Consider the following 22455-nt stretch of genomic DNA (forward strand, 5'->3'; position numbering starts at 1 on the left):
GAGGCGGAACCCCTCTTTTGAACACGTTCAACTCGCTGCGGTAGGCTCCCCCCACGTACCGAGGGGGGAGCCTGATGAAGATCGTGATACCCGGGGGAACCGGGCAGGTGGGGACGGTTGTGAACCGTGCCCTGACCGCTCAGGGCCACGACGTCACCATCCTGACCAGACACCCGAAGAGGCCGGGCGAAATCCGCTGGGACGGCGAGACCGTGGGCCCGTGGGCCGAGGCGATCGACGGCAGCGACGTCGCCATCAACCTGGCCGGCCGCAGCGTGAGCTGCCGCTACACCCCGGCCAACCTGCACGCCATGATGGACTCCCGGGTGAACTCGGCCCGAGTCGTCGGAGAAGCGATCGCCACCGCCGTACGGCCTCCCCGGGTCTGGCTGCAGATGAGCACCGCCACCGTCTACGCGCACCGCTTCGACGCCCCCAACGACGAGGCGACCGGCGTACTGGGCGGCAACGAGCCGGACGTCCCCGGCTACTGGGCGTACAGCGTCGAGATCGCGAAAGCGTGGGAACGCGAGCAGGAACGCGCCGAAACTCCGCACACGCGCAAGGTCGCCCTGCGCTCCGCGATGGTGATGAGCCCCGACCGCGGAGGCGTCTTCGACGTCCTGCTGCGGCTGGCCCGGCTCGGCCTCGGCGGGCCGGTCGCGGGCGGCGCGCAGTACGTGTCCTGGATCCACGAGGTCGACTTCGTCCGCGCGGTCGAGTTCCTCACCGACCACGACGACCTCACCGGCCCGGTGAACCTCGCGGCCCCCGCCCCCGTACCCCACCGCACCTTCATGCGCGCGCTGCGCACCGCCTGGGGCATGCCGGTGGGCCTGCCCGCCACCAAGTGGATGACCGAACTCGGCGCCTTCGCGCTGCGCTCTGACACCGAACTCCTGCTGAAGAGCCGCCGCGTCGTCCCCGGCCGCCTGCTGGAGGCGGGCTTCACCTTCGACCACGGGCAGTGGCCGGAGGCGGCGGCCGACCTGGTGGGCCGGGTCCGTGCGACTCGCAGAAGCGGAGGCTTCCGGTAAGGCGGTGTCCCGCAGGCCTGCGAAGTGGACGCGGACGTTCACGAGGCTCTTGAATCGCTGCTGTCTCGGGGGCGTTGGCGTGGCTGGGGTCTCCTTGGGCGCCGCGGTCTTCTTCGGCGCGGAACGGCTGCTTGCGAACTCCGAGCGATCCCGGCAGATGCGCGACGAACACAGCGCGCGTGAGCACCGCTTGGGGCAGTTCAGTGCCGAGCGGGTCCCGGTCAGGCTGCCGGGGCGGTCAGGACGGCCTTGGCCGCCAGCCGGAGATTCCTGATCATCGGATTCGGGTCGCCCTTGCGGCTGACCAGGACGACCTGGCTCGGGGGAGCGCCCTCGACCGGGACGGTCACGAGGTCGGGACGCAGTGAGCTACGCCGATCGCCGACCGGTAGCACGGCGATCGCCCTGCCGCTCGCGACGAGTTCGAGCTTGTCCTCGTAGCTCTCGATCGGCGGCACGCCGGCCCCGAGGATCCGGTAGGAAGTCCAGTCCGCGGTCTCGAACGCGCACGGCGCCGCCTCCTCGCCGGCCAGTTCTTCCGCGGTCACCGACGCGCGGTCGGCCAAGGGATGGCCGCGCGGAACCACGAGCATCCGGGGCTCCTCGTACAGCGGGGTGGTGAACACGTCGTCGGCGGCGAGCGGCAGCGGGGCCCGCGCGATCAGGGCGTCGACGCGCTTGTCGGACAGCGCCCCGACGTCGCGGCAGCTCAGGTACCGGGTGGCGATCTCGGCGTCCGGGTAACGGCGGCGCAGTTCCCGTACGGCGGCAGTGATCACCAGGTCCTCAACGTAGCCGATGGCGATTCGCTCGGTCTCGGCTTGTTCACGCACGGCCAGCTCGGCCTGGCGGGCGGCCTGCAGCAGGGCTTGGGCCCGGGGGAGGAACCTCTGGCCGGCCGCAGTGAGCCGGGTGCCCTGGGGTACGCGGTCCAGCAGTCGTGCGCCGAGATGCTTCTCGAGCCGTTGGATCTGGCGGCTCAGCGCCGGCTGGGCCACGTGCAAGTCGGCGGCGGCCCGGCCGAAGTGCTGGTGCGCCGCCACCACGGTGAAGTAGCGCACCAGCCGCAGTTCCAGATCCTGTCCGAGATCGTTCACCCTTCCAGGGTACGGGTCATGCCGTTTCGGAATGATCAGGTTGCCGAACCGGTCTTGGACGGCCATGCCGTCCTGGGCCATGACTGAAGGAGCAACGTTTCCCCAAGAAAGCGACAGGCGCGATGAAGGCGATCCAGTTCCACGAAGCGGGCGGGCCGGAAGTTTTGCAGTATGACGAGGTGCCGGTTCCCGAGATCGGCCCGGGCGAGGTGCTCGTCCGGGTGCACGCGGCGGGCATCAACCCGCCGGACTGGTACCTGCGTGAGGGGATGAAAGTCATGCCGGCCGAGATGAGGCCGGCGCTGGAGTTCCCCCTGATCCCCGGAACGGACATGTCGGGCGTGGTTCAGGCGGTTGCTCCGGACGTGCTGGGGTTCGCCGTCGGTGACGAGGTCTTCGGCATGCTGCGGTTCCCCGGATTCGACGGCCGGACATACGCCGAGTACGTGGCCGCGCCGGCTTCGGACCTGGCTCACAAGCCGGCCGGTATCGACCACGTGCAGGCGGCTGGGGCGCCGATGGCCGTGCTGACGGCCTGGCAGTACCTGGTTGATCTCGGCCACGACGTGCCGTCTCCTTTCACCGGCCAGGTGCACCAGCCGGTGCCGATCACGCCAGGGATGACCGTGCTGGTCAACGGGGCCGCCGGCGGAGTGGGCCACTTCGCGGTGCAGCTGGCGAAATGGAAGGGGGCACGCGTCATCGCGGTGGCCTCGGGCCGGCACGAACAGTTCCTGCGCAAGCTCGGCGCCGATGAGTTCATCGACTACACCAGGACGCAGGCCGCGGACACGGTCAGCGGTGTCGACCTGGTGATCGACACCGTCGGTGGCCCCGACAGCTCACGCTTCCTGACCGTGCTCAAGCGCGGCGGCACCATGCTTCCGGTGTTCTTCGCCCAGTACGACCCGGAAGAGACGACGAGTGTGGGCATCACAGTCTCGAACATTCAGGTGCGTTCCAACGGCCCCCAACTCGCCGAGATCGGGCGCCTGTTCGACAGGGGCAAGCTCCAGGTCGGGGTGGACAGCACCTACCCGCTGCCCGAGGCGGGCAACGCACACACGCGAGCCGCGCAGGGCCACCTCCAAGGCAAGATCGTGCTGACAGTGGTCTCGTGATCGCCGAACTCCAGCAGGCGGTGGCGAACTGCGCGCACGCCGTGGACGAGCTGAATGTGCCCGAGCCGGAAGCGGTCCTGGCCGAAGACACCACCTGGACCTTCACGATGGCGAACTCGGGCTTCGCGACCGCGTTCACATGGCTAGCGCGGTTCGCGCCAGCCCTCGCAGCCAGGCGTGCGCGTGGTCTGTGTCGTAGCGCTGATGCCACGACAGGTATATCGGTGCCGACGGCAGTTCGAGCGGGAGAGGGAGCACGACCAGGCCGAGGTCGGCGACCGCGGACCTCGTGGTGGCTTCCGGGACGCTGATCAGGAGATCGGAGCCGCGCGCGAACTCCAGCGCGGCCGCTTCCGTGGGCGCGGTCGCCACCACGCGGCGGGTGAGGCCGAGCCGCGCGAGGGCGTCGTCGAGGGCATTGCTGAGGTTTCCTCGTCGCGAGACGGTCATGTGCTCAGCGGCGGCGTACCGCTTTGCGGTGACGGTCCTGACGCGGGTGAGGGGGTGCCCCTGCCTCACGACGATGACGAGGCGGGTCTCGCCTACGTTCTCGGCACGGATGTCCGGTGCGCTCGGGCGGTTGGCGTTCGCCTCCAGGTCGACCTCGCCGCGCCGCAACTCGGGGGTGTCGATGCTTGATTCGGCGACGAAGCGCAATCGCACGCCCGGGGCCTGTCCGCGGACAGCCGCGAGCAGCGCGGGGCCGCTCAAGGCGACCAGGGAATCGTGCCAGCGGAGTGTGAAAGTGCGCTCCAACGTTGCCAGATCGAGTTCACGGCTCGGTGCCAGCACCCCCTGGACCTGGTGCAGCAGCTCGTGCACCTGCTCCCGGACGGCGATCGCATACGGCGTCGGGGTCATCGTGCGGCCGGTGCGCACCAGGATCTGATCCCCGGTCGTGCGCCGGATTCGGCCCAGACTCCGGCTCATCGCGGGGGCGGTGACGTGCAGGCGCGCGGCAGCCCCGGCCACACTCCCCTCCTCAAGGAGCGCGTCGAGCGCGGTGAGCAGGTTCAAATCCAATTGCATGTGAGTAATCCTATCCGTGCTTAACATGCATTTGAAGTTAATGACGGGGCTCTATACCTTCGAGAGCAGAGCGCAAGACGGAACGCACAGCTCGATCCGACCGGCCTCAACACCCCTTCCTCACACGGGAGTACCGCCATGTCCGAAACGCTTCAGACCACTGACGTCGTCACCTCCGACGCCGACCTGCTCGGCCAGACCGCGATCGCCGTGCGCGCGGCTGGTTCGGCGCTGCGCGAGCGCTTCGGCGAGGTGGTCCGCTACCAGACCCGCGAAGAGCTGATGCGCGCGCTCGCCGTCAACGACGACACGGCCCTCGACATCCTGCGCCCCCGCCTCACCCGCCTGCGCCCGGAGGCCGGCTGGGTGGAGGACGAGCTGGACGGCGGGGCGCTGCCGCCCGGCGAATGGTGGGTCGTGGATCCGGCCGAAGGCAACGTCAACCACCTGCACGCGCTGCCGGAGTGGGCGGTGACCGCGACCCTCGTGCGTGAGAACCAGCCGGTGCTCACCGTGGTCCACCTGCCGTTGACGGGCGAGACCTACACCGCGCTCACCGGCGCGGGCGCCCACCTCGACGGCCGGCCGCTGCACGTCTCCCCGACCGTGGACCTCGGCCTGAGCATCGTGGCCATCAGCCAGGCCCGGCCGGACGAGGACGAGAAGGTCGTGAGGCGCGTCGGCTCCTCGATCACCGCGATGCTTTTCGACGCGCTCGTCGTCCGCACCGCCGTGCCCGCGACCCTGCACCTGATGAACGTGGCCGCCGGCCGGATCGACGCCTTCTGGCAGTTCGCGGGCGCCCGCGCGGACCTGCTGCCCGGGGCACTGCTCGTCACCGAGGCCGGCGGACAGATCTCCGACGCCGAGGGCCGCCCCTGGACCCCGCAGAGCGAGAGCTTCCTGGCCGCCGCGCCCGGCATCCACGCCGAGGCCGTCGCCACGCTCTCACGCTGACCGCGCACCACAACCTGCACGCACGGAAGGACCAGATCATCATGACCACGATCGCAGTTCTCGGAAACGGCCGCGTCGGCGGCAACCTGGCCACGGCACTCATCCGGGCAGGGCATGAGGTGACCGTGGCGGACCGCGCGCCGGGCGCCGCCGCCGACGCTGCCCGGACAGCCCAGATCGTCATCAACGCCACCCCGGGCGCCGGCTCGCTGGAGCGGCTCGTCGCCCTGCGCGAGGAACTGCGCGACAAGATTCTCGTCGACGTCTCCAACGCCACCGTCGACGGACCGGACGGACTGCCCGCCGACCTGATCTACCCCGGCTCAAGCCTCGCCGAGCAACTCCAGGAAGCGCTCCCCGAAACGCGCGTCGTCAAGACGCTCAACACCATGCTCTTCCCGGTGATGACCGCGCCCGCCACGCTGACCCAGGCGCCCGACGCCTTCCTCTCCGGCGAGGACCCGCAGGCCAAGCAGACCGTCCGTGAACTGCTCATCAATCTCGGCTGGCGCAAGGAGTGGATCACTGATCTCGGCGGGATCCAGACCGCCCGCGCCACGGAGGCCGCGATACTGTTCGTTCCGCACGTGATTCGGTCCAGCGGATTCGCACCCTTCGCGATCTCGATCGCCCGCTGATCCGCACGCAGTGCACCGCCAGGGCTGCTGACCCGCAAGCGCCGGGAGCTGATGCGTGAGTGGCTCTTCCCGCTGCATGAGGCGCTTGCGCTGCCGCTCAGGCTGCCGGAGCAGACCGACCCGCGCCGCTACCTCCGCATCCCGAAGAACTTCGCCGACGCCGCCGCAGAGATACGCGTCCAGAGTCCCTTCGAAGACCGGTCAGTCCGCGAGCAGCACGAGTTTGCCGCGCAGAGTCCCGGCTTCGCCGACGCGGTGCGCGTCGGCCACCTCGGTCAAGGGGAAGGCCCGGCCGACCTGGATGGAGAATCGTCCCGTTTCAGCCATTTGAGCTACCTGGGCCAGCGCGTAGGTGGCGCGGCCGGTGTCGCCGCGGCTGAAGCGGACGCCCGTCTCCTGCGCGCCCCGGAAGTCGGCGACCGTGATCACGCGCTCGGGCGCGCCCGCGAGCTCCACGAGTTCGGGAAGGACACCGCTGCCGGCGACGTCCAGTGCAAAATCGACACCCGACGGCATGATTGCCCAGACTCGGTCCGGCATCCCGTCACCGTATGCCACGGGCTCAGCCCCGAGCGAGCGGAGGGCATCGTGCGTGCCTGCACTACCCGTGCCGATGACGCGCGCGCCGCGCTCCACAGCGAGTTGGACAGCGGCACTCCCGACGCTGCCCGATGCCCCGCTGATGAGCACGGTGCTGCCCGCCGTGACGCCAAGCTGGTCGAGCGAGCGCGCTGCGGTCTCGGCTGCCGCAGGGATCGCTGCAGACCTCGCATGGTCGAGCGAGTTCGGGATCGGGGCCCAATAGGACAGCACGGCCAGTTCCGCTTGGGCGGCTCCGTATGGTGAGGCTCCGAAGACCCGGTCGCCAACCGTGACACCCGAGACATCGTCGCCGATCTCGTCAACGATGCCCGCAGCCTCGTAGCCCAGAGTCTGTGGCAGTGCCTGGTCCATCAGACCCTGACGCTTTTTCCAGTCGCTGGCGTTGATCCCCGCGGCACGGACCTTGATCCGAATCTCTCCGGCGCCGGGATGAGGATCGGGGAGGTCAACGATCTCAAGAACCTCCGGGCCGCCAAACCGGCTGAACTGTGCTGCCCTCATGACGCACTCCTTCCGTGGAAGAAGTGGCGGATCGTCCGATACCGCGTGTGCGCGTACTCCCTGTCCGGCTATCCGCTCGGCCCCAGAGCACGTTTCTACCCCGATACATCGACCCTACGTCATGACCGCCGACACGTGGCGAGCTGCCTCCGGGGCCACCTCGCCCCACACAGCCCCGTCCGGTTCCCATGCCTGCGGACAGGAGCAGGCGCGGCTGTCGAGAACCCACGAGATCCCTGCTCGAGATGGGCGGCTTCAGCCACCGGCTACACCCTCAAATGCGAGTGGCGATGGCCTCTCCGACGGTCGCGGGGTCAGATTCTTCGACGTGGAGAGCAGGTAGGCGGCGAGTCCCGCCACGCGTGCCGCGGCGAGCGGTGGCGCAATCTCCGTTCGTACTCGGTGCGGAGCGGCGGATTCGAGGCCATGCACTTCCGGGCGGCGCGGTCCGTCTGCTCCTCGACGGTGACCGTCTCGCCGTCCCCGATGACCGTCGCGGTCATGATGACGAACGGCCCGAACGGGTTGAAGGCCACGCGGTATACGGGGCCGGACTGGTCCAGGATGCTCATGCCCGGGGGAACGTCGGGCTGGGGGTGTTACAGAGGTCCGGAAACTGCAGCGGCCCCGCCGGGGGCCACAAATGCGTTTACGGCCCGGTCCGGCGTCGGGGGCGACGCAATACCCTTGTGAACGAGGGTCGGCCCGTCGCGGACCGCGGGGGAGACACGTCGGCTATCGGGGGACGTGCCATGGATGGACCGTTACTTCTCATGCTGGGTGCCGCGGGCGGGTCACTGCGTGGGCTGATCGACGTCTACAACCAGACCATCGCCTGGCAGGAGGCGCGGCGCGAACACCGCCGAGCGGCTGTCACGGCCGATCAGCCGGAGGAGCCGCCGCGCTTCCGGGAGTACTTCGACCTGATACCGGATTCCGTCGCCTCGCTGGTGCACATGGGCCTGGGCGCCGCGTGTGCCCTGCTGTTCGGCCTCTCGGGACAGATCAGCGGTGTGTACGCGGCTCTGGTGGTGGGCGTGTCGGCGCCTGCCCTGCTGACCCAGCTCGGCCGGGTGCAGACGGTCGGCGATGCGGTCACCGGGCCGGGCGCCGGCTCGCCCGCCGACGGAGTGGATACGAGGGCCGAGCCGTGACCGGCGGGCGGATCGGTCGCCGGACCATGGCGGCGCTGTTCGGCCTGAACCGCGACACTCGGGGCGCTCCGTCCACGCCGCGCGTGGTCGCCTGGCGTGAACTGCCGTTGGGGCGGCGGATCTTGGCAGCCGTGCTTGGGCTGCAGCCGGGAGGGGCCGCGCGCAATCGCGGGGATGGTGGGCGAGGCGCCGTGGGCCGCGCCGAGGCAGTGTCCGGGACTGGGGCTCGGACCAGTGCCCGACGCGATCCGTCCACCCCTATGAGGGCGAAGGGCTTCGTGCGCATGCCGACACCGGCAGGGGCACGCGCGTTGGGGTTTGCCGGGACGAGGTGGGTGGTGGTGTTCGGTGCGGTCGGTCTCGTACTGGCGGTGGCTGTGACGGCTCTCCAGCCCACGCGGGACTCCGGAGGGGCTGTGGGCGCACCGCCGCCGACCCATAGCGACACCGACGCAACTGATGATCCGGAGGCGAGTACTGGCGAAGGCGATGACGAGGGGCCCATTGATGGCGGCGAGTCGGATGAGCCAGGTGATCCGACTACGGAGCCGTCGAGCCGCGAGACCTGGGCTGGAACGGTCGCTCTCCCGCTGAGCCCCGGCTCGTTGTCCGATGGCGGTACGGATTTTGACTCGGGGCTGCCGATACGGACCGCCAAGGGTGAGGACCTGCGTGTCGACGACAGGAAGACCACCCGGATCGTCGTCACCAGCGGCATCGCGGCGCTGTATCCCGAGGCGGAGATGTACGGCCTCGACCCGGATAACTGCCAATCGGCACTGGCGACGGAAGCTCTGCCTCGACCCGTACGCGTCGAGGCGGACGTGGAGGGCACCTACTGCTTCGTGACGACCGAGGGACAGAGCGGCGCCTTCATCGTGCCGTCCCGTGTTCCCGATCGAACCGTGATTCGGGTCGACGTTGTGCTGTGGAACGCATGGAGCTGATGCTCAGACCCACGCCCCCGCCGGTCGCGCATCTACTCCAACCCGCTCGACGGGGCGATCGCGTTCGACGCGGCCGAGGGACTGCTTGCCGCGATCACGGCCGCGTAGCGCCTCGCCTGTGCTGGTGTTGGCCGTGTTCGATCGTCCCGGTCGACCTCCTGTGAGACGAGCACCGGGTTGGCGTCGGGCGCTGGAATCACGGGCTACGTATGGTGAGTTGAGGGTAGGCTCGCTGGCAGAGTGCCCTTCCAGGAGGCAGGCGGAGGCCGGAAGGGCTGGGCGACCGTTTCGAAACCGGGGGGATGCCAGCTCGGGCTGGCCGGCGGGCGCGACAGAGAACCTGACACGTAGTCACGTGCGGGACTCTGGCGTGCTTCGGCGAAGGCGGAGTCCCGAGGAAGGGCTCTGCCCCTATGCGCTTTCTGGAGACGGCCGGCTCAATTCTGAATCTCGTCGCCGCGGCTTTGGCGATCAGCGGTGAAATCGCGAGGCGCCTGGGCGCGCGTCGAGATTCCGAGCAGGATCCCGGCAGCGAGTCGTAGTGATGCCCTGCTGTTCCCTTCGTCTCCGCACCTCGGAAGGGAACAGCAGGTCTCTCCTGCCAACCGGGCCAAGACCGGGCGATCGGCGGGCACACTGGCCGACATGCCCATCTCGCTGCATCACATCGTCATCGACGCCCACGACCTGCCCGCCCTGGCCCGGTTCTGGGCCGAGGTGCTGGACTGGCGGATCCTGTCCGAGCGGGAGCGGGAGGTCGTGATCGGGCCGGACGAGACCGCGCCGGTGGGCATCTGCTTCATGCCGGTGACGGACCGCAAGGTCATCAAGAACCGCCTGCATCTCGATCTGACGTGCACCGCGGAGGACAGGGAGGCCGAGATCGAGCGCATCCTCGCACTCGGCGCCCGCCGGGCCGACGTAGGGCAGAACGGCAGCGAGTCGTGGACCGTGCTGGCCGATCCGGAGGGGAACGAGTTCTGCGTGGTCCGCCCGAAGGAGACGCTCATCGGCTAGGACTTGGCGCTTCCCGCCCAACAAGGAGACAGGGGCACATGGAGACATGAAGGCAGGGAGAAGCGGACTGGCAACCTGCCCGAGCCGCACGCCGTAGGGAAAACCCGACCTCGGAACCACGGGACACCTGCATGGCCCGCCCGACGGCCGCTTCCTACGGTTGCCTCATGAAGATCACACGAGCCCGAATCCCCCGCAGGGCAGCGGCTGTTCTCGCTGCCGCGCTCCTGGCGGCGCTCGTTCCTCCGGGAGCCGAAGCAGTGGCTGACCAACCCTCCCGGTTGCAACGGGACGCCGACGCTCTGCGCGATTCCGGCGTCACCGGCGTATCGGTCAGACTGCAGACGGCTCACGCGGTGCGCACTGTCCGCAGCGGCGTCGGAGACCTTGCCACCGGACGGCAGGTGCCGAGCAACGGCTATGTGCGGATTGGCAGTACGACGAAGACGTACGTCGCGACCGTGCTGCTCCAACTCGTCGGGGAAGGGCGCCTGTCTCTCACCGACACCGTGGAGCACTGGCTTCCGGGGGTGGTGCAGGGCAACGGAAACGACGGGCGCCGGGTCACCGTGCGTCAACTTCTGCAGCACACCAGCGGGCTACCCGACTACATCAACGACGTTGTTCCGGAGCTCAGCGCCCGGGGATACCGAGAGAACCGCTGGACCACCTACACCTCCGAACAACGCGTCGCCCTGGCCATGAACCATCCGCCCTCCTTCGAGCCCGGCGCGCGCTGGGAGTACTCCAACACGAACTACGTCCTCGCGGGCATGGTGATCAAGGCGATCACGGGCCACTCCTGGGAGCAGGAGGTACAGGCCCGGATCCTGAGCCCTCTGGGACTCACGCACACCATCGCACCCGGCAACCGGCCGTCGCTGCCCCGGCCGCACGCCCGCAACTACCAGCAGTTCGAGGCGGGAGGGCCGATGACCGACACCACGATCGCCTACCTTCCGTTCGACGGGGACGCCGACGGGTCACTGATCAGCACAACGGCGGAGACCAACAGGTTCTTCACGGCGCTGGTGCGAGGCAAGCTCCTGGCGCCCGCCGAGCTCGCCGAGATGCAACGTACCGTCAACGTGCCCGACGACCACGGCGTGCCGGCGGGCACAGGCGACGGCCTCGGCCTCGAGTGGACACCGCTCTCCTGCGGCGGCGGTTACTGGGGGCACAGCGGCAACGGTTTCGGCTACCTGGTCTGGCCTGCCGCGACACCGGACGGAAAGACCGCAGTTACCGTCTCCGTGCACAGCAGACCAGGCGACCAGGGCACGGCCGCACGTCAGATCGAAGGCATCACCGACCTGGTTGATCACGCATTGTGCGATGAGCGCGAGGGTGGCGCCCGCTAGAGGTCCGAACCGACGACCTGCGCAGGCGTCCGTGCGGAGCTCAAGCCGCCACCGGGATGCCGAGCTCGGCGAGCAGGCCACGGACGCGTTGCTCGATCTCGCCGCGAATCGGCCGGACAGCGTCGACGCCCTGTCCCGCCGGGTCGTCTAGCTGCCAGTCCAGGTACCGCTTGCCGGGGAAGACGGGGCAGGCGTCTCCGCAGCCCATCGTGATCACCACGTCCGAGGACTGCACGGCCTCGGTGGTGAGAACCTTCGGGACCGCGGTGGAGATGTCGATCCCCAGCTCTGCCATGGCCTCGACCACGGCCGGGTTGACCGTGTCGGCGGGCGCGGAGCCCGCCGAGCGGACCTCGACCCGGTCGCCGGCGAGGTGGGTGAGGAAGGCGGCGCCCATCTGGGAGCGGCCGGCGTTGTGGACGCAGACGAACAGCACCGAGGGGCGCGCGGGGGAAGTGCTCATGGCAGACGTCTTTCTCAGGAATGGGGGCACGGTCAGGAGGCGGCGAGTTCGGGTTCGCCGTGGGGGACGGCGACTTCGTCTCTCACAGGAGCGGGACGGCCGTAGATCGCCGTCACAAGTCCCAGTCCGAGTACGGCGCCGAGGACTTGGGCCGCGATGAACGGGGTGACGGAGGCGGGCGCGATCCCGGCGGAGGTGTCGGTGAAGGCCCGGCCGATGGTCACCGCGGGGTTCGCGAACGAGGTGGAGGAGGTGAACCAGTAGGCGGTCCCGATGTACGAGGCGACCGCGGCCGGAGCAAGCGAGGTGCGACCGATCCGGCCGAGACCGAGGACCACCAGGATCAGCCCGGCGGTGGCGATGATCTCGCCCAGCCACAGGTGCCCGTCGGAGCGATCGTGGGTCGAGAACTTCAGCAGCTGCTCGGCGAACATCGCGTCGGCCAGCAGCGCCCCGCCGATCGCCCCGGTTGTCTGGGCGAGCACGTAGGCGGCGACATCCCGCAGAGGGAGACCGCCCCGCGTGTGGCGGCCGGTGAACCAGACGGCGAGGGTGACCACGGGGTTGAAGTGCGCGCCGGAGACGGGCCCGAGGAGGGCGATCAGCACGCCGAGGCCGAAGACGGTGGCGAGGGAGTTGGCGAGCAGCTGCACACCGACGTCGTGGGAGAGCTCGGTGGCCTGGATGCCGGAGCCGACGACGACCGCGACCAGCAGGGCGGTGCCGATGAATTCGGCGACGACGCGTCGGCTCAGACTTGGGGTCACGAGGTGGCTCCGGAGGTCTGCGGCGTGCCGAGGAACGCGGTGAGCCGGTCCAGGGCGCCGGGCAGCAGCCAGTAGTACACCCAGGTCCCGCGCCGCTGGCAGTCGATGAGCCCGGCCTGCCTCAGCAGCTTGAGGTGGTGGGAGATCGTCGGCTGCGACAGTTCGAAGGCCGGTGTCATCTCGCACACGCACACCTCGCCGCCCTCCCGGGAGGCGATCATCGACAGCAGCCTCAGCCGCACCGGGTCCCCTAGGGCCTTGAACACCTTCGCCAGCTCCGCCGCACGCTCGTCGTCCAGTGGCGCGGCAGTCAGCCCGGCGCAGCAGTCATCAGCCGTGTCCTGGCCGAGCACCACAAGCTCTTGTTTCGACATCTCTCTATGTTGACGTCTTTCGATTCAAGGCGCAAGGTTGCATCAATGAACGTCAATACAAGCCGTTCCGGGCACCGCCATGCCCCATCACCCAGGAGTGAGCCATGAGCGAGCAGTCAACCGATCTGCGCGAGTCCGTCCGTCGGCGCTACGCCGCCGCAGCGGTGCAGGTCACCGAGGGCGGTAGTGCCTGTTGCGGACCGCAGCCGGTCGAGGTCGACGAGAACTTCGGCTCCACGCTCTACGCAGCCGACGAGCGCGACGCCCTCCCTGCCGAAGCGGTAGCGGCCTCCCTCGGCTGCGGTAACCCCACCGCCGTCGCCGAACTGCGTGAGGGCGAGCGCGTCCTCGACCTCGGCTCCGGCGGAGGCATCGACGTCCTGCTCTCCGCCCGCCGCGTCGGCCCCACCGGCAAGGCCTACGGGCTGGACATGACCGACGAGATGCTCGAACTCGCCCTGGCCAACGCCGAGAAGGCGGGCGCGAGGAATGTCGAGTTCCTCAAGGGCGCCATCGAGGCGGTCCCGCTGCCGGCCCGCACCATCGACGTCGTGATCTCCAACTGCGTGATCAACCTGTCCACCGACAAGTCGGCCGTCTTCGCCGAGACCTTCCGCGTCCTGAGGCCCGGCGGCCGCATCGGCGTCTCCGACGTCGTCGCCGACGACAGCCTGACCCCTGAGCAGCGGGCCGAGCGAGGCGACTACGTCGGTTGCATCGCCGGTGCTCTGTCGTTCGCCGAGTACCGTGCAGGCCTCGAAGCGGCAGGCTTCACGAACGTCGAGATCATCCCGACCCACGCCGTCGCCGACGGCATGCACTCAGCCATTGTCCGCGCCACCAAGCCGGTTTCCATCGACGCGCCTTTGGAGGCGGGGGATTCGGCGGCTGGTGCGTGCTGCGGAGTCAACGCCTGCTGCACCACCGGTGAGATGCCTGTCGACCCTGCCCTGACCGTCGCCGAGGCAAAGACGGCGTCAGGATGCGGCTGCCAGGACTGACAACACGCCCTGTTGGGGCCGACGACGCCCGAAGGCCTCACTGTGCGCCGCGAACGCGCTCGCAGTTCTCTCGGACGCCGGGCGGGCGCCCGCCCCATGGGCAATGCAGGGCCCAAGGGGCGGGCGGCGAGGCCCTGGAGGTCAAGCTCCGTCAGACGTTGACGCCGAAGTCGGAGGCGATACCGGCGAGACCGGAGGCGTAACCCTGGCCGACGGCGCGGAACTTCCACTCGGCGCCGTTCCGGTAGAGCTCGCCGAAGACCATCGCGGTCTCGGTCGAAGCGTCCTCGGACAGGTCGTAGCGGGCGATCTCCTGGCCGCCGGCCTGGTTCACCACGCGGATGAAGGCGTTGCGGACCTGGCCGAAACTCTGGCCGCGGCCTCCGGCGTCGTGAATGGAGACCGGGAAGACGATCTTGTCGATCTCGGCGGGCACCGTGGCGAGGTTCACCTTGATGCTCTCGTCGTCGCCCTCGCCCTCACCGGTGAGGTTGTCGCCGGTGTGCTCGACCGAACCGTCGGGGCTCTTGAGGTTGTTGTAGAAAATGAAGTGCTGGTCGGACAGGACCTTGCCCGACGTGTCGAGCAGCAGCGCGGAGGCGTCGAGGTCGTAGTCGGTACCCGTGGTGGTCCGTACGTCCCACCCCAGGCCGACCAGGACAGCGGTCAGACCCGGCGCCTCCTTGCTGAGCGAGACATTGCCGCCTTTGGACAGGGAAACTCCCACGCTGCTCTCCTCATTGGAAATCCATCCGGACGAATCCGCCGTGCGAACCCGCACAGAAAATCTACAGCACTGTAGAAAATTCGGCAGGCAGTTCGGTCTGACCCCGACGCCTGCCGAATCTGAGACGCATCTGACCAAGTGATGGTTGAGCCGCGGGAGTTGCCGTAGACGGGAGGCATCGGCCGATCGGAAAGCCCACCTGCTGTAGGTTCCGATTGGAGATGTCGCTGTCCGAGTGACCTGTCGTCAACTTGTCACTCGACAGGCTTTCTTCGGTCCACGGCCAGGCCCAGTGCCTGGCCGTGCCATACCGCACGGGTCCACTACCTCGTTGGTTTCCCCGGCTTCTCATCCACGCTGCTCGTGGTGGTTGCCAGTGTCCTGGTGTCGATGGCATCGGACACGAAGGGGCGACCGTGGGGGCTCGTGGCCTACGAGAGTCGGCTGGAGCTTGCCCGCATCATGATCGCCGACTTCGCACCGGACGTCGTGGAGATGGCGGCCCAACCGTTCCAGCAGGTTCCAGTTCCGCTGGCCAACTGACGGCCTTCACGAAAGGCCGACAGGGTGGTGCGACCTGGTTCCGGGGCGATTGCGACACCCTGGAAGAGTTGTCGGTCGAGGGAGGCGGCGACCTTGACTACTCCGAGTGCGAGTGGTTCGCCGTGCATGCCGACTGCGCGCGCGGTGCCGCGGCCTCTCCTCGGTCCAGCAGGCGATCCAGTTCGGCTGTGAACAGCAGAGCGGGATCGAAACCCATCCCCTTGAAGTGGCCCGCCAGTTCCAGTGACAACACACCATGCAGCGCGGTCCAGAAGGTCAGCGCCCGGTGTGCCGCCGTGGACGGCGCGGGGTGACCGCGCATCCACTGGCGGTGGTGCTCGAGGTGCTCGGCGAAGGCGGTGTTCGTGGCCGGGTCCGTCGCCGTGCAGGCGTCGAGCAGCGTCGACATGATCTCCGAGGCTGCCTCTGTCACGTCGTCGGGTGCGTGGTAGCCGGGTACGGGCGTGCCGTAGACGAGCAGGTACCGGTGGGGGTCCTCCAGCGCCCAGTCGCGGAGCACGTGGGCGAGTCCGGCCAGGTCCGTACCGGTGCTCGCGGCACTGCGGAACGCCTCGGCCAGGCTCCAGTACGCGTCGCGGATGAGTTCGGTGATGAGCGCGTCGCGGTTGGTGAAGTATCGGTAGAGCGCCGGGCCGCTCATGGCCATCCGTTTGGCGATGGCGTTGACCGACAGCGCCGACGCCCCTGCCGTGGCGATCTGCTCCCACGCCAGTCGTTTCGCCTCTTGTCGCACCTGTTCGCGGTACTGCTCGCGAGGTGGCTTGCGGGTCACTGCCATGGCCGGTCGCCTTCCGCGTCGTCCCCAATCTTCCGTTAGATCCTATCGCAACCATGACTACCTCTAAGAAGAACCCGCCCAGGGCCTTGACGTACAGTCATGCCTTCCGCACTCTGTTAGAGCATATAACAAACACTATTAGCTCAAACAAGGTGTCACCGGAGGTCGTCATGAACGTCGAATCCACCCGCGCTCCCCGCTCCCCTGCCCGACTGGTCGCCCTCGCGCTGACCGCCACTCTGGCCGTCGCGTCCACCGCCACCTTCGCCCAAGCCGCACCCGCCGCCGCGCACTCGTCGGCGGCGGACTCCGACCGGCACGCCGCCGCCCACAACCCGAGGGCGATGTTCGCCACCTGGGTCACGGTGTGGAACGGCGATACCGCCAAGGCGTCAGGCATCATCTCGCCCGACTTCCGGGTCCACGCCGCCCTGCTCGACGGCACCGACGGCAGCTCCATCCGCGGCGTCGAGGGCCTGGTGGGCCTGGTCGACCAGATCCGGTCGGTCTTCACCGACCTGCGGTTCGACCTGGAGGTCGGCCCCCTGGTCGACGGCCGCTACGTGTCCGCTCGCTGGGTGGCCACCGGTACCTACGCGGGCGGCTTCCCCGGAGCCAAGGCGGCGCCCGGCACCGTGATCACCTACACCGGCACCGACACCTTGCGCATGGAGCACGGCAAGTTCGCCGAGTACTGGTTGAACGCCGACACCCTGAGCCTGCTGCAGCAACTCCAGGCCATCTGAGCCACGACCGGCCCCGCTCACGCCCGTCGGACGACGCTCGGACCCTACCCACGCTCGACCCGACGGCCGCGGTCACCGCATCGGACGACCACGGCCGTCCCACGACACTCGTCGAGCAGCCTTGAGAGGAAACATCCGCCATGCCGACTCACACCGACGTTCCCGCCACCACCGACAAGCCCACATCCCTGGCGGACCGGACCGGACGCGGACTGCTCGCCCTCTGCGGGATCGCCACCCTCGGCGCGTTCGCCAACGGAATCTCCATCATGGCCACCGTGGCACCCGAACGCCTGATGTCGGAAGCCTGGCGGACCCTCGCCTACCTCGTGTTCGTCGGCCTGTTCGTCATGCTCGCCGTGGCGCCGCGCACACAGCGCGGCACGTGGGAACTCGTGTTCGTCCACAAGATCGCGATCACTGCGTTCGCCATCACGGCAGGCGACACACCCGACGCGAACGCGACCTGGCCGATCGACGTGGCCCTCGTACTGGCCACCGCAGTGGCCTACGTGCTGTGCCGCGGCTGGTACGGGTGGCGATCCACCACCCTCGCATCGGCAACCGGCCCCCTCCCCGCCCATTCGACCGGGTGACACGGCCTTGACGGTCAGGGGAGTACAGATAGTCCGGACGAAACCCCGACAAGAAGCCTGGACAGCACATCCGAAGCCTCAGGTCACGTCGCCGCCAAACGACAAATGAATTCGGAACCTACACCTGCGCGCGGCACGGCTTCTACAATTCTGTAGAGGTCGTGTGGCCGGAAGCAGGGTGCGTGGCCGCCGGGGGAGTGGAGTGCTGACGGGCGTCGCGCCGATGGGCCCCTCGCGAACCGTTGGGTCCCTCGTGAACTGTGAGCTGTGGAAGGGAGGCCGGGCGTGACGGACCATGGACAGCGTCCCCGGCGTCGCGGACAGGGCGAGTTGGAATCACTGGTCCTGTCGGCCCTGCGCGACGCGGACGGTCCGGCGACCGCGGGCCGGGTGCAGGAACGCCTCGGCGGCGACCTCGCCTATACGACCGTGATCACGATCCTGACCCGGCTGCTGGCCAAGGGTGCGGTCACCCGCGATCGTGCGGGCCGGTCCTTCGTCTGGACACCGGTGTCGGACCACGCCGGACTCGCCGCGCGCAGGATGCGCAAACTGCTCGACGGTGAGAGCGATCGGGAGGCCGTGCTGGCGAGCTTCGTCACCTCCCTCGAACCGGACGACGAGCGCCTGGTGCGGGAACTGCTCGGGCAGCCAGGGCCGGAGAGGGCGGACTGATCCCTCACGGGAGTTCTCGTTCTCCTGCCGCCGGCCCTGCGGTTGACGGCGTGACCGAGCAGCAGCCGCATCCCCGTTCCGCCGCCCGCCTGTTGGCCGGTGGCTGTGCGAGGAGCTGTCGTACGCCTACGCGTCGCCCAGTGGCAGTCGCGTGCGGGAGATGGCGACGACGACGATGCTCGACTGCCCCGAACCGGCAGAATGCCGCGCACTGTTCGCCCGCGAACGGGCGTAACCGGCTGCCCGCCACCACTACTTCGTCCGCACGGCCCAACTGGCCGCACGGGCCGACCTGTTCCTATGGCCCCACGGTCGCAGTCACAGTCGGCGCCACCGCCGGTGAAAGGCGCTGACTCGGCCGAGGGTGAAGTCTGCGCCGGTCCTAGCCGTCCGCGGTCACGGCCTTGAGCTCGTCCAAGGACTCCCGCATCACCTGCGACATCTCACGTTCCTCGGCCGTCATGATCCAGCGCTCGAAGCCGACGTGGAAGACGGCGATCCCCGCCCCGGCGGTCAGGCTCGCGGCCGGCTCCGCGACGCCGCGCCGCCGCAGCGTGTCGGCGAGCGCGGTCGACATCGAGTTGAGGGTGCATGACTCGCAGAGCGCTCGAAGTGGCAGTCCATGCGAAAGGCTGGTGATGACGGCGAGGGTGACACTAGATTTGGTGTCATGACTGCCATCACTTTGCGGATTCCCGACATCATGGACAAGCAGCTGCGCGATGCCGCCGCCGATGCCCCCTCGCTGAACGACTACATCCTCAAAGCGGTGCGTCGGCAGATGACCCTTGACTCCGCCCGCAAACTCGCCGGCCTGACGCCCCTCGACCTCGACGGTGAGGGCGACGCCCTGTGATGGTCCGCAAGGGCGATGTCTGGGACGTCGACACCGGAAAGGGCAATCGCACGGTCCTCGTCGTCAGCCTCGACGGGCTGGCCGAGGCCTACGGCGCTGTGGTCGCCCTGGTGCTGCACGCCCCGGCCGTGCACCCGGACACCGCGATGAGCGTGCGCCTCGCCTCACCGGTCGACGCCTCGGTCGTCGCCGTCAACCTTCTGCAGCTCTCCGCTCTCCGCTTCGAGACCGCCACCTTCATCGGCAACATCGGCCCCGAGCAGCAGGCCGTCGTCGACAACGCGCTCCGGGCGGTCCTCGACCTGTGACCCGGGCCCCACGGCACTCGGTCCGCCCAGCCACAGGTGTGCCCCCGTTCGGCTCAGGCCGACGCGCTCACGGATCGCCTGGGTGGTCGACTGGGCGGGACTCTGTACCGTCCTCAAAGGGAGCCCAGCATGGCAATCGTCGTGGTCTTCGATCTGCCGGGAATGACCCAGGCGCAATACGAGAAGAGCGCGGAAATGGTGGCCGGCCGGCCCGGCCCGGTGAAGAGCCCCGCCGACTGGCCGGTGTCGGGCCTCATCTCGCACACTGCCGCCCCCACCCCCAACGGATGGCTCGTCGTCGACGTATGGGAGTCCGAGGACGCATTCCAGGAGTTCGGCAAGACCATCCTGCCCATCCTGAAAGAGCTCGGCGTCCCGGAAGCGCAGCCGAAGATCTATCCGGTGTTCAGCGTCGTCACCGGCTAGAACGCGCTTGGCGGCCTGGCAGGAGGGACCCGCACACTGCTTGCCGATCCGGTGCAGCAGCAGGTCCAGCCCGGACGGCGCGCAGTCCCCGCGGAGCCGGCGACGGACCACTTCCGCGAACCGGGCCAGTGCTCAGCACTGGCCCGGTTGCGCGTGCGTCGGCTTCCGGTGGTCGTGGAACCCCGGTCCGGCCCCCGGAGGTGCCGCACTTCCCCATCGTGAGGGGATTGGACGTCGGAACTTCAGAGCTGCACAAGGCAGGGCCGGGGCCCGGCGCAGGTTCTATCGGGCGGTGCCGCTGTTCTGTTCCTTCTCCTGCTTCTGCTGCTTGAGCCGTGCGGTTTCCTGGCGTACTGCGGCCTGCACGGCGCGTTCCTTCTGCAGCCACTCGGGGACGTCCTGCTGGAGCGCCTCGATCTGCTCGGTGGTCAGCGCCTCGGTGACGCCGCCCCGGGCCAGGCCGGCGATGGAGACGCCCAGTTTCGCGGCGACGACGGGGCGGGGGTGGGGGCCGGTGCGGCGCAGTTCGGTGAGCCAGGCGGGCGGGTCGGCCTGCAATGCGGTCAGTTCGCCGCGCGAGATGACGCCCTCCCGGAAGTCGGCGGGGGTGGCGGGGAGGTACACGCCCAGCTTCTTCGCCGCGGTGGCGGGCTTCATGGTCTGGGGGTTCGGGTGCGACGTCATGTCTCAAGGGTAACGAGCGCGGGCGGCAGGCTGTGACCACGGCCGGGTAACCTGGCGTGGTGACAGGCTCCTCGGCATCTCCCGTGTTCCGGCTCGCCTATGTTCCGGGGGTGACGCCGTCGAAGTGGGTGCGGATCTGGCAGGAGCGGCTGCCGGATATCCCGCTGGAACTGCTGCCGGTGGCGCCCGCGCAGGCCGGCGACGTTCTGTGCGATGCGGGCGCGGATGCCGGTCTGGTGCGGCTGCCGGTGGACCGTACCCGGCTCAGCGCGATCCCTCTCTACACCGAGGCGACCGTGGCCGTGGTGCCCAAGGACCACGTGGTGACGGCGGTCGAGGAGGTCACGGCGGCCGATCTGGCCGACGAGGTGGTCCTGCATCCCCTGGATGACGTGTTGGAGTGGCCGCAGTTGCCGGGCCGGCCCGCTCTTGAGCGCCCCGCGACGACCGAGGATGCGGTGGAGCTGGTGGCGGCGGGTGTCGGGGTGCTGCTGGTCCCGCAGTCGTTGGCCCGGCTGCATCACCGTAGGGATCTGACCTACCGTCCCGTCACCGACGCACCGGTTTCCGCCGTGGTGCTGGCCTGGCCGGAGGAAGCCACCACTGACCTGGTGGAGGACTTTATCGGCATCGTCCGCGGTCGCACCGCCAACAGCACCCGCGGTCGGCGCCCCTCCGCCGCTGATGCGGCCGACGCCCGCACCGCCCCCGGCCAGAGCGCCGGAAACAGCCGCCGCACCGGCGGCACCAAAAACACCAAGAACACCAGGACCGGGGGTGGCAAGAACGCCGGCGGCAAGGGCGCCAAGAGCAGCGGCGGCCGAGGCGGGGGTGGCCGGGGAGCCGGGGCCGGCAAGCGGGGGAAGCCAGGTCGCCGCTCCTGACTCCGCCGCGCATGGTCCCGCCGTCCCGGCTCCGGCGTGCGGCGGTGGGGGTTCCCTCACGTGGGGGCCGCCGTGCACGGGAGGTGCCGGGCCGACCGGCAGGAAGCCCCTGCGGCGTGAGCGAGGCGACGCGGGCGACGGGCCGGTCGTCGATGCCGGGGCCTGCGCATCCGCAGGAAGGAAACCAGCTCCCACTGCGTCCGTAACCACGGCGAGCGGCTGCTGCAGAGCCTGGTCCGTCCACGCGAACACGTTGCCCTCCCCACCCGAGGGGTTCTACCCGGGTCGCTGTCGCCGTGGAGGCGCCGATTAGGGTGCGGACATGATCTCGCACAACTACCTGTCCGAACTGTTCTCGCTGGATGGCCGGGTCGCCGTGGTGACAGGCGGCAGTTCCGGCATCGGCCGGGCCATCTCAGGCGCGCTCGCGCGAGCGGGGGCGAGCGTGGTGATCGTGGCGCGCAAGGAGGCGGAACTGGCCGCCACGGTCGACGAGTTGGTGGCAGACGGCTGCAGGGCGGCCTGGGTCAGCGCCGATCTGAGCTCCCGCGAGGGGGTGCGCGCGGCGGCGGAGCAGGCAGCTGAGGTGTTCGGCGAGCCCGACATCCTCGTCAACAGCGCCGGGATCAACCTGCGTCCGCCGATGAGCGAGCTGGACGAGGAGGTGTGGGACACGACGATGGCGGTGAACCTTGAGGCGCCCTACCTGCTGGGCCGAAGGTTTGGGCCCGGCATGGCCGAGCGGGGCTTCGGCCGGATCATCCACATCACCTCCCAGCAGGCGCACCGGGCGTTCGTCCAGAGCGGTGCTTACGGGGTCTCCAAGGGGGCGCTGGAGTCGCTGGCCCGTTCCCAGGCCGAGGCGTGGTCGCCCCACGGCGTCACCTGCAACACGCTGGTGCCCGGCTTCGTGATGACCCCGCTCAACGCGCGGTTGTCGTCCGACCCGGAGAAGGTGGCGGCGCTGGCCGCGCGCACGATGGTCGGCCGTAACGGCCTGGCCGAGGATTTCGCCGGAGCGGCCGTGTTCCTGGCCGGCCGCGCCTCCGCCTACGTCACCGGGCAGGCGATCTTCGTCGACGGCGGGTTCTCCGTGCACTGAGCCCAGGACCGCATGAAACCGGACGGGTGATGCTCATTCTGG

Annotated in this window: 29 protein-coding genes; 18 read left to right on the plus strand and 11 right to left on the minus strand. The window is 69.1% G+C overall.

Annotated features, from left to right (window positions below):
* Positions 1-74: 74 nt before the first annotated feature.
* Entirely contained in the window at positions 75-1037 is a 963-nt protein-coding gene (locus tag AB5J56_RS43965; protein WP_369241959.1) for a TIGR01777 family oxidoreductase, read from the plus strand.
* Positions 1038-1258: 221 nt separating this feature from the next.
* On the opposite strand, the gene AB5J56_RS43970 is transcribed toward AB5J56_RS43965, so the two are convergent.
* Entirely contained in the window at positions 1259-2134 is an 876-nt protein-coding gene (locus AB5J56_RS43970; protein ID WP_369241961.1) for a LysR family transcriptional regulator, read from the minus strand.
* A 122-nt stretch (positions 2135-2256) separates the two neighbouring features.
* Between AB5J56_RS43970 and AB5J56_RS43975 the strand changes: the two genes are divergently transcribed.
* Positions 2257-3255: an NADP-dependent oxidoreductase gene (locus AB5J56_RS43975; protein ID WP_369241963.1), complete on the plus strand. Its 999-nt coding sequence runs from the start codon at positions 2257-2259 to the stop codon at positions 3253-3255.
* Positions 3256-3390: 135 nt separating this feature from the next.
* Here the strand turns inward: AB5J56_RS43975 and AB5J56_RS43980 are convergent, their stop codons facing one another.
* Positions 3391-4284: a LysR family transcriptional regulator gene (locus tag AB5J56_RS43980; RefSeq protein ID WP_369241965.1), complete on the minus strand. Its 894-nt coding sequence runs from the start codon at positions 4282-4284 to the stop codon at positions 3391-3393.
* A gap of 138 nt (positions 4285-4422) precedes the next feature.
* On the opposite strand from AB5J56_RS43980, the gene AB5J56_RS43985 reads away from it, so the two are divergent.
* Both AB5J56_RS43985 and AB5J56_RS43990 read left to right on the plus strand, forming a co-directional pair.
* Positions 4423-5241, plus strand: a complete 819-nt coding sequence (locus tag AB5J56_RS43985; RefSeq protein WP_369241967.1) for a 3'(2'),5'-bisphosphate nucleotidase CysQ — start codon at positions 4423-4425, stop codon at positions 5239-5241.
* 41 nt (positions 5242-5282) lie between these two features.
* Positions 5283-5879: an NADPH-dependent F420 reductase gene (locus AB5J56_RS43990; RefSeq protein WP_369241969.1), complete on the plus strand. Its 597-nt coding sequence runs from the start codon at positions 5283-5285 to the stop codon at positions 5877-5879.
* A 201-nt stretch (positions 5880-6080) separates the two neighbouring features.
* Here the strand turns inward: AB5J56_RS43990 and AB5J56_RS43995 are convergent, their stop codons facing one another.
* Positions 6081-6983, minus strand: a complete 903-nt coding sequence (locus AB5J56_RS43995; RefSeq protein ID WP_369241971.1) for an NADP-dependent oxidoreductase — start codon at positions 6981-6983, stop codon at positions 6081-6083.
* Positions 6984-7297: 314 nt separating this feature from the next.
* Positions 7298-7555, minus strand: coding sequence for a hypothetical protein (locus AB5J56_RS44000; RefSeq protein ID WP_369241973.1), 258 nt, complete (start codon positions 7553-7555; stop codon positions 7298-7300).
* A gap of 180 nt (positions 7556-7735) precedes the next feature.
* Here AB5J56_RS44000 and AB5J56_RS44005 point away from each other — a divergent pair, with 180 nt between their 5' ends.
* The 4 genes from AB5J56_RS44005 to AB5J56_RS44020 all read left to right on the plus strand — a co-directional run bounded on the left by AB5J56_RS44005 (position 7736) and on the right by AB5J56_RS44020 (position 11462).
* A complete protein-coding gene (locus AB5J56_RS44005; protein ID WP_369241975.1) occupies positions 7736-8137 on the plus strand; it encodes a hypothetical protein in 402 nt (133 codons plus the stop codon).
* Positions 8138-8553: 416 nt separating this feature from the next.
* Complete coding sequence (locus AB5J56_RS44010; protein WP_369241977.1) at positions 8554-9084, plus strand: hypothetical protein; 531 nt, start codon at positions 8554-8556, stop codon at positions 9082-9084.
* A 645-nt stretch (positions 9085-9729) separates the two neighbouring features.
* Positions 9730-10101: a VOC family protein gene (locus AB5J56_RS44015; protein WP_369241979.1), complete on the plus strand. Its 372-nt coding sequence runs from the start codon at positions 9730-9732 to the stop codon at positions 10099-10101.
* Between the two features lie 260 nt (positions 10102-10361).
* Positions 10362-11462, plus strand: coding sequence for a serine hydrolase domain-containing protein (locus AB5J56_RS44020; protein ID WP_369241981.1), 1101 nt, complete (start codon positions 10362-10364; stop codon positions 11460-11462).
* Between the two features lie 40 nt (positions 11463-11502).
* Here the strand turns inward: AB5J56_RS44020 and AB5J56_RS44025 are convergent, their stop codons facing one another.
* Genes AB5J56_RS44025 through AB5J56_RS44035 form a run of 3 tightly spaced genes read right to left on the minus strand, consistent with a single transcriptional unit; the run spans position 11503 to position 13066 of the window.
* Entirely contained in the window at positions 11503-11925 is a 423-nt protein-coding gene (locus tag AB5J56_RS44025) for an arsenate reductase ArsC (RefSeq protein WP_369241983.1), read from the minus strand.
* Between the two features lie 32 nt (positions 11926-11957).
* Positions 11958-12692, minus strand: a complete 735-nt coding sequence (locus tag AB5J56_RS44030; RefSeq protein WP_369241985.1) for an MIP/aquaporin family protein — start codon at positions 12690-12692, stop codon at positions 11958-11960.
* Positions 12689-13066, minus strand: coding sequence for an ArsR/SmtB family transcription factor (locus AB5J56_RS44035; protein ID WP_369241987.1), 378 nt, complete (start codon positions 13064-13066; stop codon positions 12689-12691). The genes AB5J56_RS44030 and AB5J56_RS44035 overlap by 4 nt, the downstream gene beginning before the upstream one ends.
* A 104-nt stretch (positions 13067-13170) precedes the next feature.
* Between AB5J56_RS44035 and arsM the strand changes: the two genes are divergently transcribed.
* Positions 13171-14067 (plus strand): arsenite methyltransferase, encoded by an 897-nt coding sequence (gene arsM, locus AB5J56_RS44040; protein WP_369241989.1) that lies wholly within the window; start codon positions 13171-13173, stop codon positions 14065-14067.
* Positions 14068-14218: 151 nt separating this feature from the next.
* On the opposite strand, the gene AB5J56_RS44045 is transcribed toward arsM, so the two are convergent.
* Complete coding sequence (locus AB5J56_RS44045) at positions 14219-14794, minus strand: TerD family protein (RefSeq protein ID WP_369241991.1); 576 nt, start codon at positions 14792-14794, stop codon at positions 14219-14221.
* Between the two features lie 390 nt (positions 14795-15184).
* On the opposite strand from AB5J56_RS44045, the gene AB5J56_RS44050 reads away from it, so the two are divergent.
* Entirely contained in the window at positions 15185-15337 is a 153-nt protein-coding gene (locus AB5J56_RS44050; protein ID WP_369241993.1) for a hypothetical protein, read from the plus strand.
* Between the two features lie 97 nt (positions 15338-15434).
* On the opposite strand, the gene AB5J56_RS44055 is transcribed toward AB5J56_RS44050, so the two are convergent.
* On the minus strand, positions 15435-16136 hold the full coding sequence (locus AB5J56_RS44055) for a TetR/AcrR family transcriptional regulator (RefSeq protein ID WP_369241995.1): 702 nt from the start codon (positions 16134-16136) through the stop codon (positions 15435-15437).
* 170 nt (positions 16137-16306) lie between these two features.
* On the opposite strand from AB5J56_RS44055, the gene AB5J56_RS44060 reads away from it, so the two are divergent.
* The 3 genes from AB5J56_RS44060 (at position 16307) to AB5J56_RS44070 (ending at position 18153) form a co-directional block, all read left to right on the plus strand.
* Positions 16307-16882, plus strand: a complete 576-nt coding sequence (locus AB5J56_RS44060; protein ID WP_369241997.1) for an ester cyclase — start codon at positions 16307-16309, stop codon at positions 16880-16882.
* A gap of 140 nt (positions 16883-17022) precedes the next feature.
* Positions 17023-17478: a hypothetical protein gene (locus tag AB5J56_RS44065; RefSeq protein WP_369241999.1), complete on the plus strand. Its 456-nt coding sequence runs from the start codon at positions 17023-17025 to the stop codon at positions 17476-17478.
* Between the two features lie 285 nt (positions 17479-17763).
* Complete coding sequence (locus AB5J56_RS44070) at positions 17764-18153, plus strand: BlaI/MecI/CopY family transcriptional regulator (protein ID WP_369242001.1); 390 nt, start codon at positions 17764-17766, stop codon at positions 18151-18153.
* 382 nt (positions 18154-18535) lie between these two features.
* On the opposite strand, the gene AB5J56_RS44075 is transcribed toward AB5J56_RS44070, so the two are convergent.
* The gene (locus AB5J56_RS44075) at positions 18536-18730 is read right to left on the minus strand and encodes a hypothetical protein (protein WP_369242003.1); all 195 of its coding nucleotides are present in this window, start codon (positions 18728-18730) and stop codon (positions 18536-18538) included.
* 93 nt (positions 18731-18823) lie between these two features.
* Between AB5J56_RS44075 and AB5J56_RS44080 the strand changes: the two genes are divergently transcribed.
* From AB5J56_RS44080 to AB5J56_RS44090, 3 genes are all read left to right on the plus strand, one after another.
* Positions 18824-19009 (plus strand): hypothetical protein, encoded by a 186-nt coding sequence (locus AB5J56_RS44080; RefSeq protein WP_369242005.1) that lies wholly within the window; start codon positions 18824-18826, stop codon positions 19007-19009.
* Complete coding sequence (locus AB5J56_RS44085) at positions 19009-19317, plus strand: hypothetical protein (protein WP_369243153.1); 309 nt, start codon at positions 19009-19011, stop codon at positions 19315-19317. The genes AB5J56_RS44080 and AB5J56_RS44085 overlap by 1 nt, the downstream gene beginning before the upstream one ends.
* A 129-nt stretch (positions 19318-19446) precedes the next feature.
* The gene (locus AB5J56_RS44090) at positions 19447-19743 is read left to right on the plus strand and encodes a hypothetical protein (RefSeq protein ID WP_369242007.1); all 297 of its coding nucleotides are present in this window, start codon (positions 19447-19449) and stop codon (positions 19741-19743) included.
* 282 nt (positions 19744-20025) lie between these two features.
* Here the strand turns inward: AB5J56_RS44090 and AB5J56_RS44095 are convergent, their stop codons facing one another.
* Positions 20026-20427, minus strand: coding sequence for a DUF5997 family protein (locus AB5J56_RS44095; RefSeq protein WP_369242009.1), 402 nt, complete (start codon positions 20425-20427; stop codon positions 20026-20028).
* Between the two features lie 59 nt (positions 20428-20486).
* On the opposite strand from AB5J56_RS44095, the gene AB5J56_RS44100 reads away from it, so the two are divergent.
* The gene (locus AB5J56_RS44100) at positions 20487-21311 is read left to right on the plus strand and encodes a LysR family transcriptional regulator substrate-binding protein (RefSeq protein WP_369242011.1); all 825 of its coding nucleotides are present in this window, start codon (positions 20487-20489) and stop codon (positions 21309-21311) included.
* A 322-nt stretch (positions 21312-21633) separates the two neighbouring features.
* Positions 21634-22413 carry an SDR family NAD(P)-dependent oxidoreductase gene (locus AB5J56_RS44105; protein ID WP_369242013.1) on the plus strand — a complete coding sequence of 260 codons (780 nt, stop codon included), beginning with the start codon at positions 21634-21636 and terminating at the stop codon, positions 22411-22413.
* The last annotated feature ends 42 nt before the right edge of the window (positions 22414-22455 follow it).

It is taken from the genome of Streptomyces sp. R21, assembly GCF_041051975.1.
GTDB lineage: Bacteria > Actinomycetota > Actinomycetes > Streptomycetales > Streptomycetaceae > Streptomyces.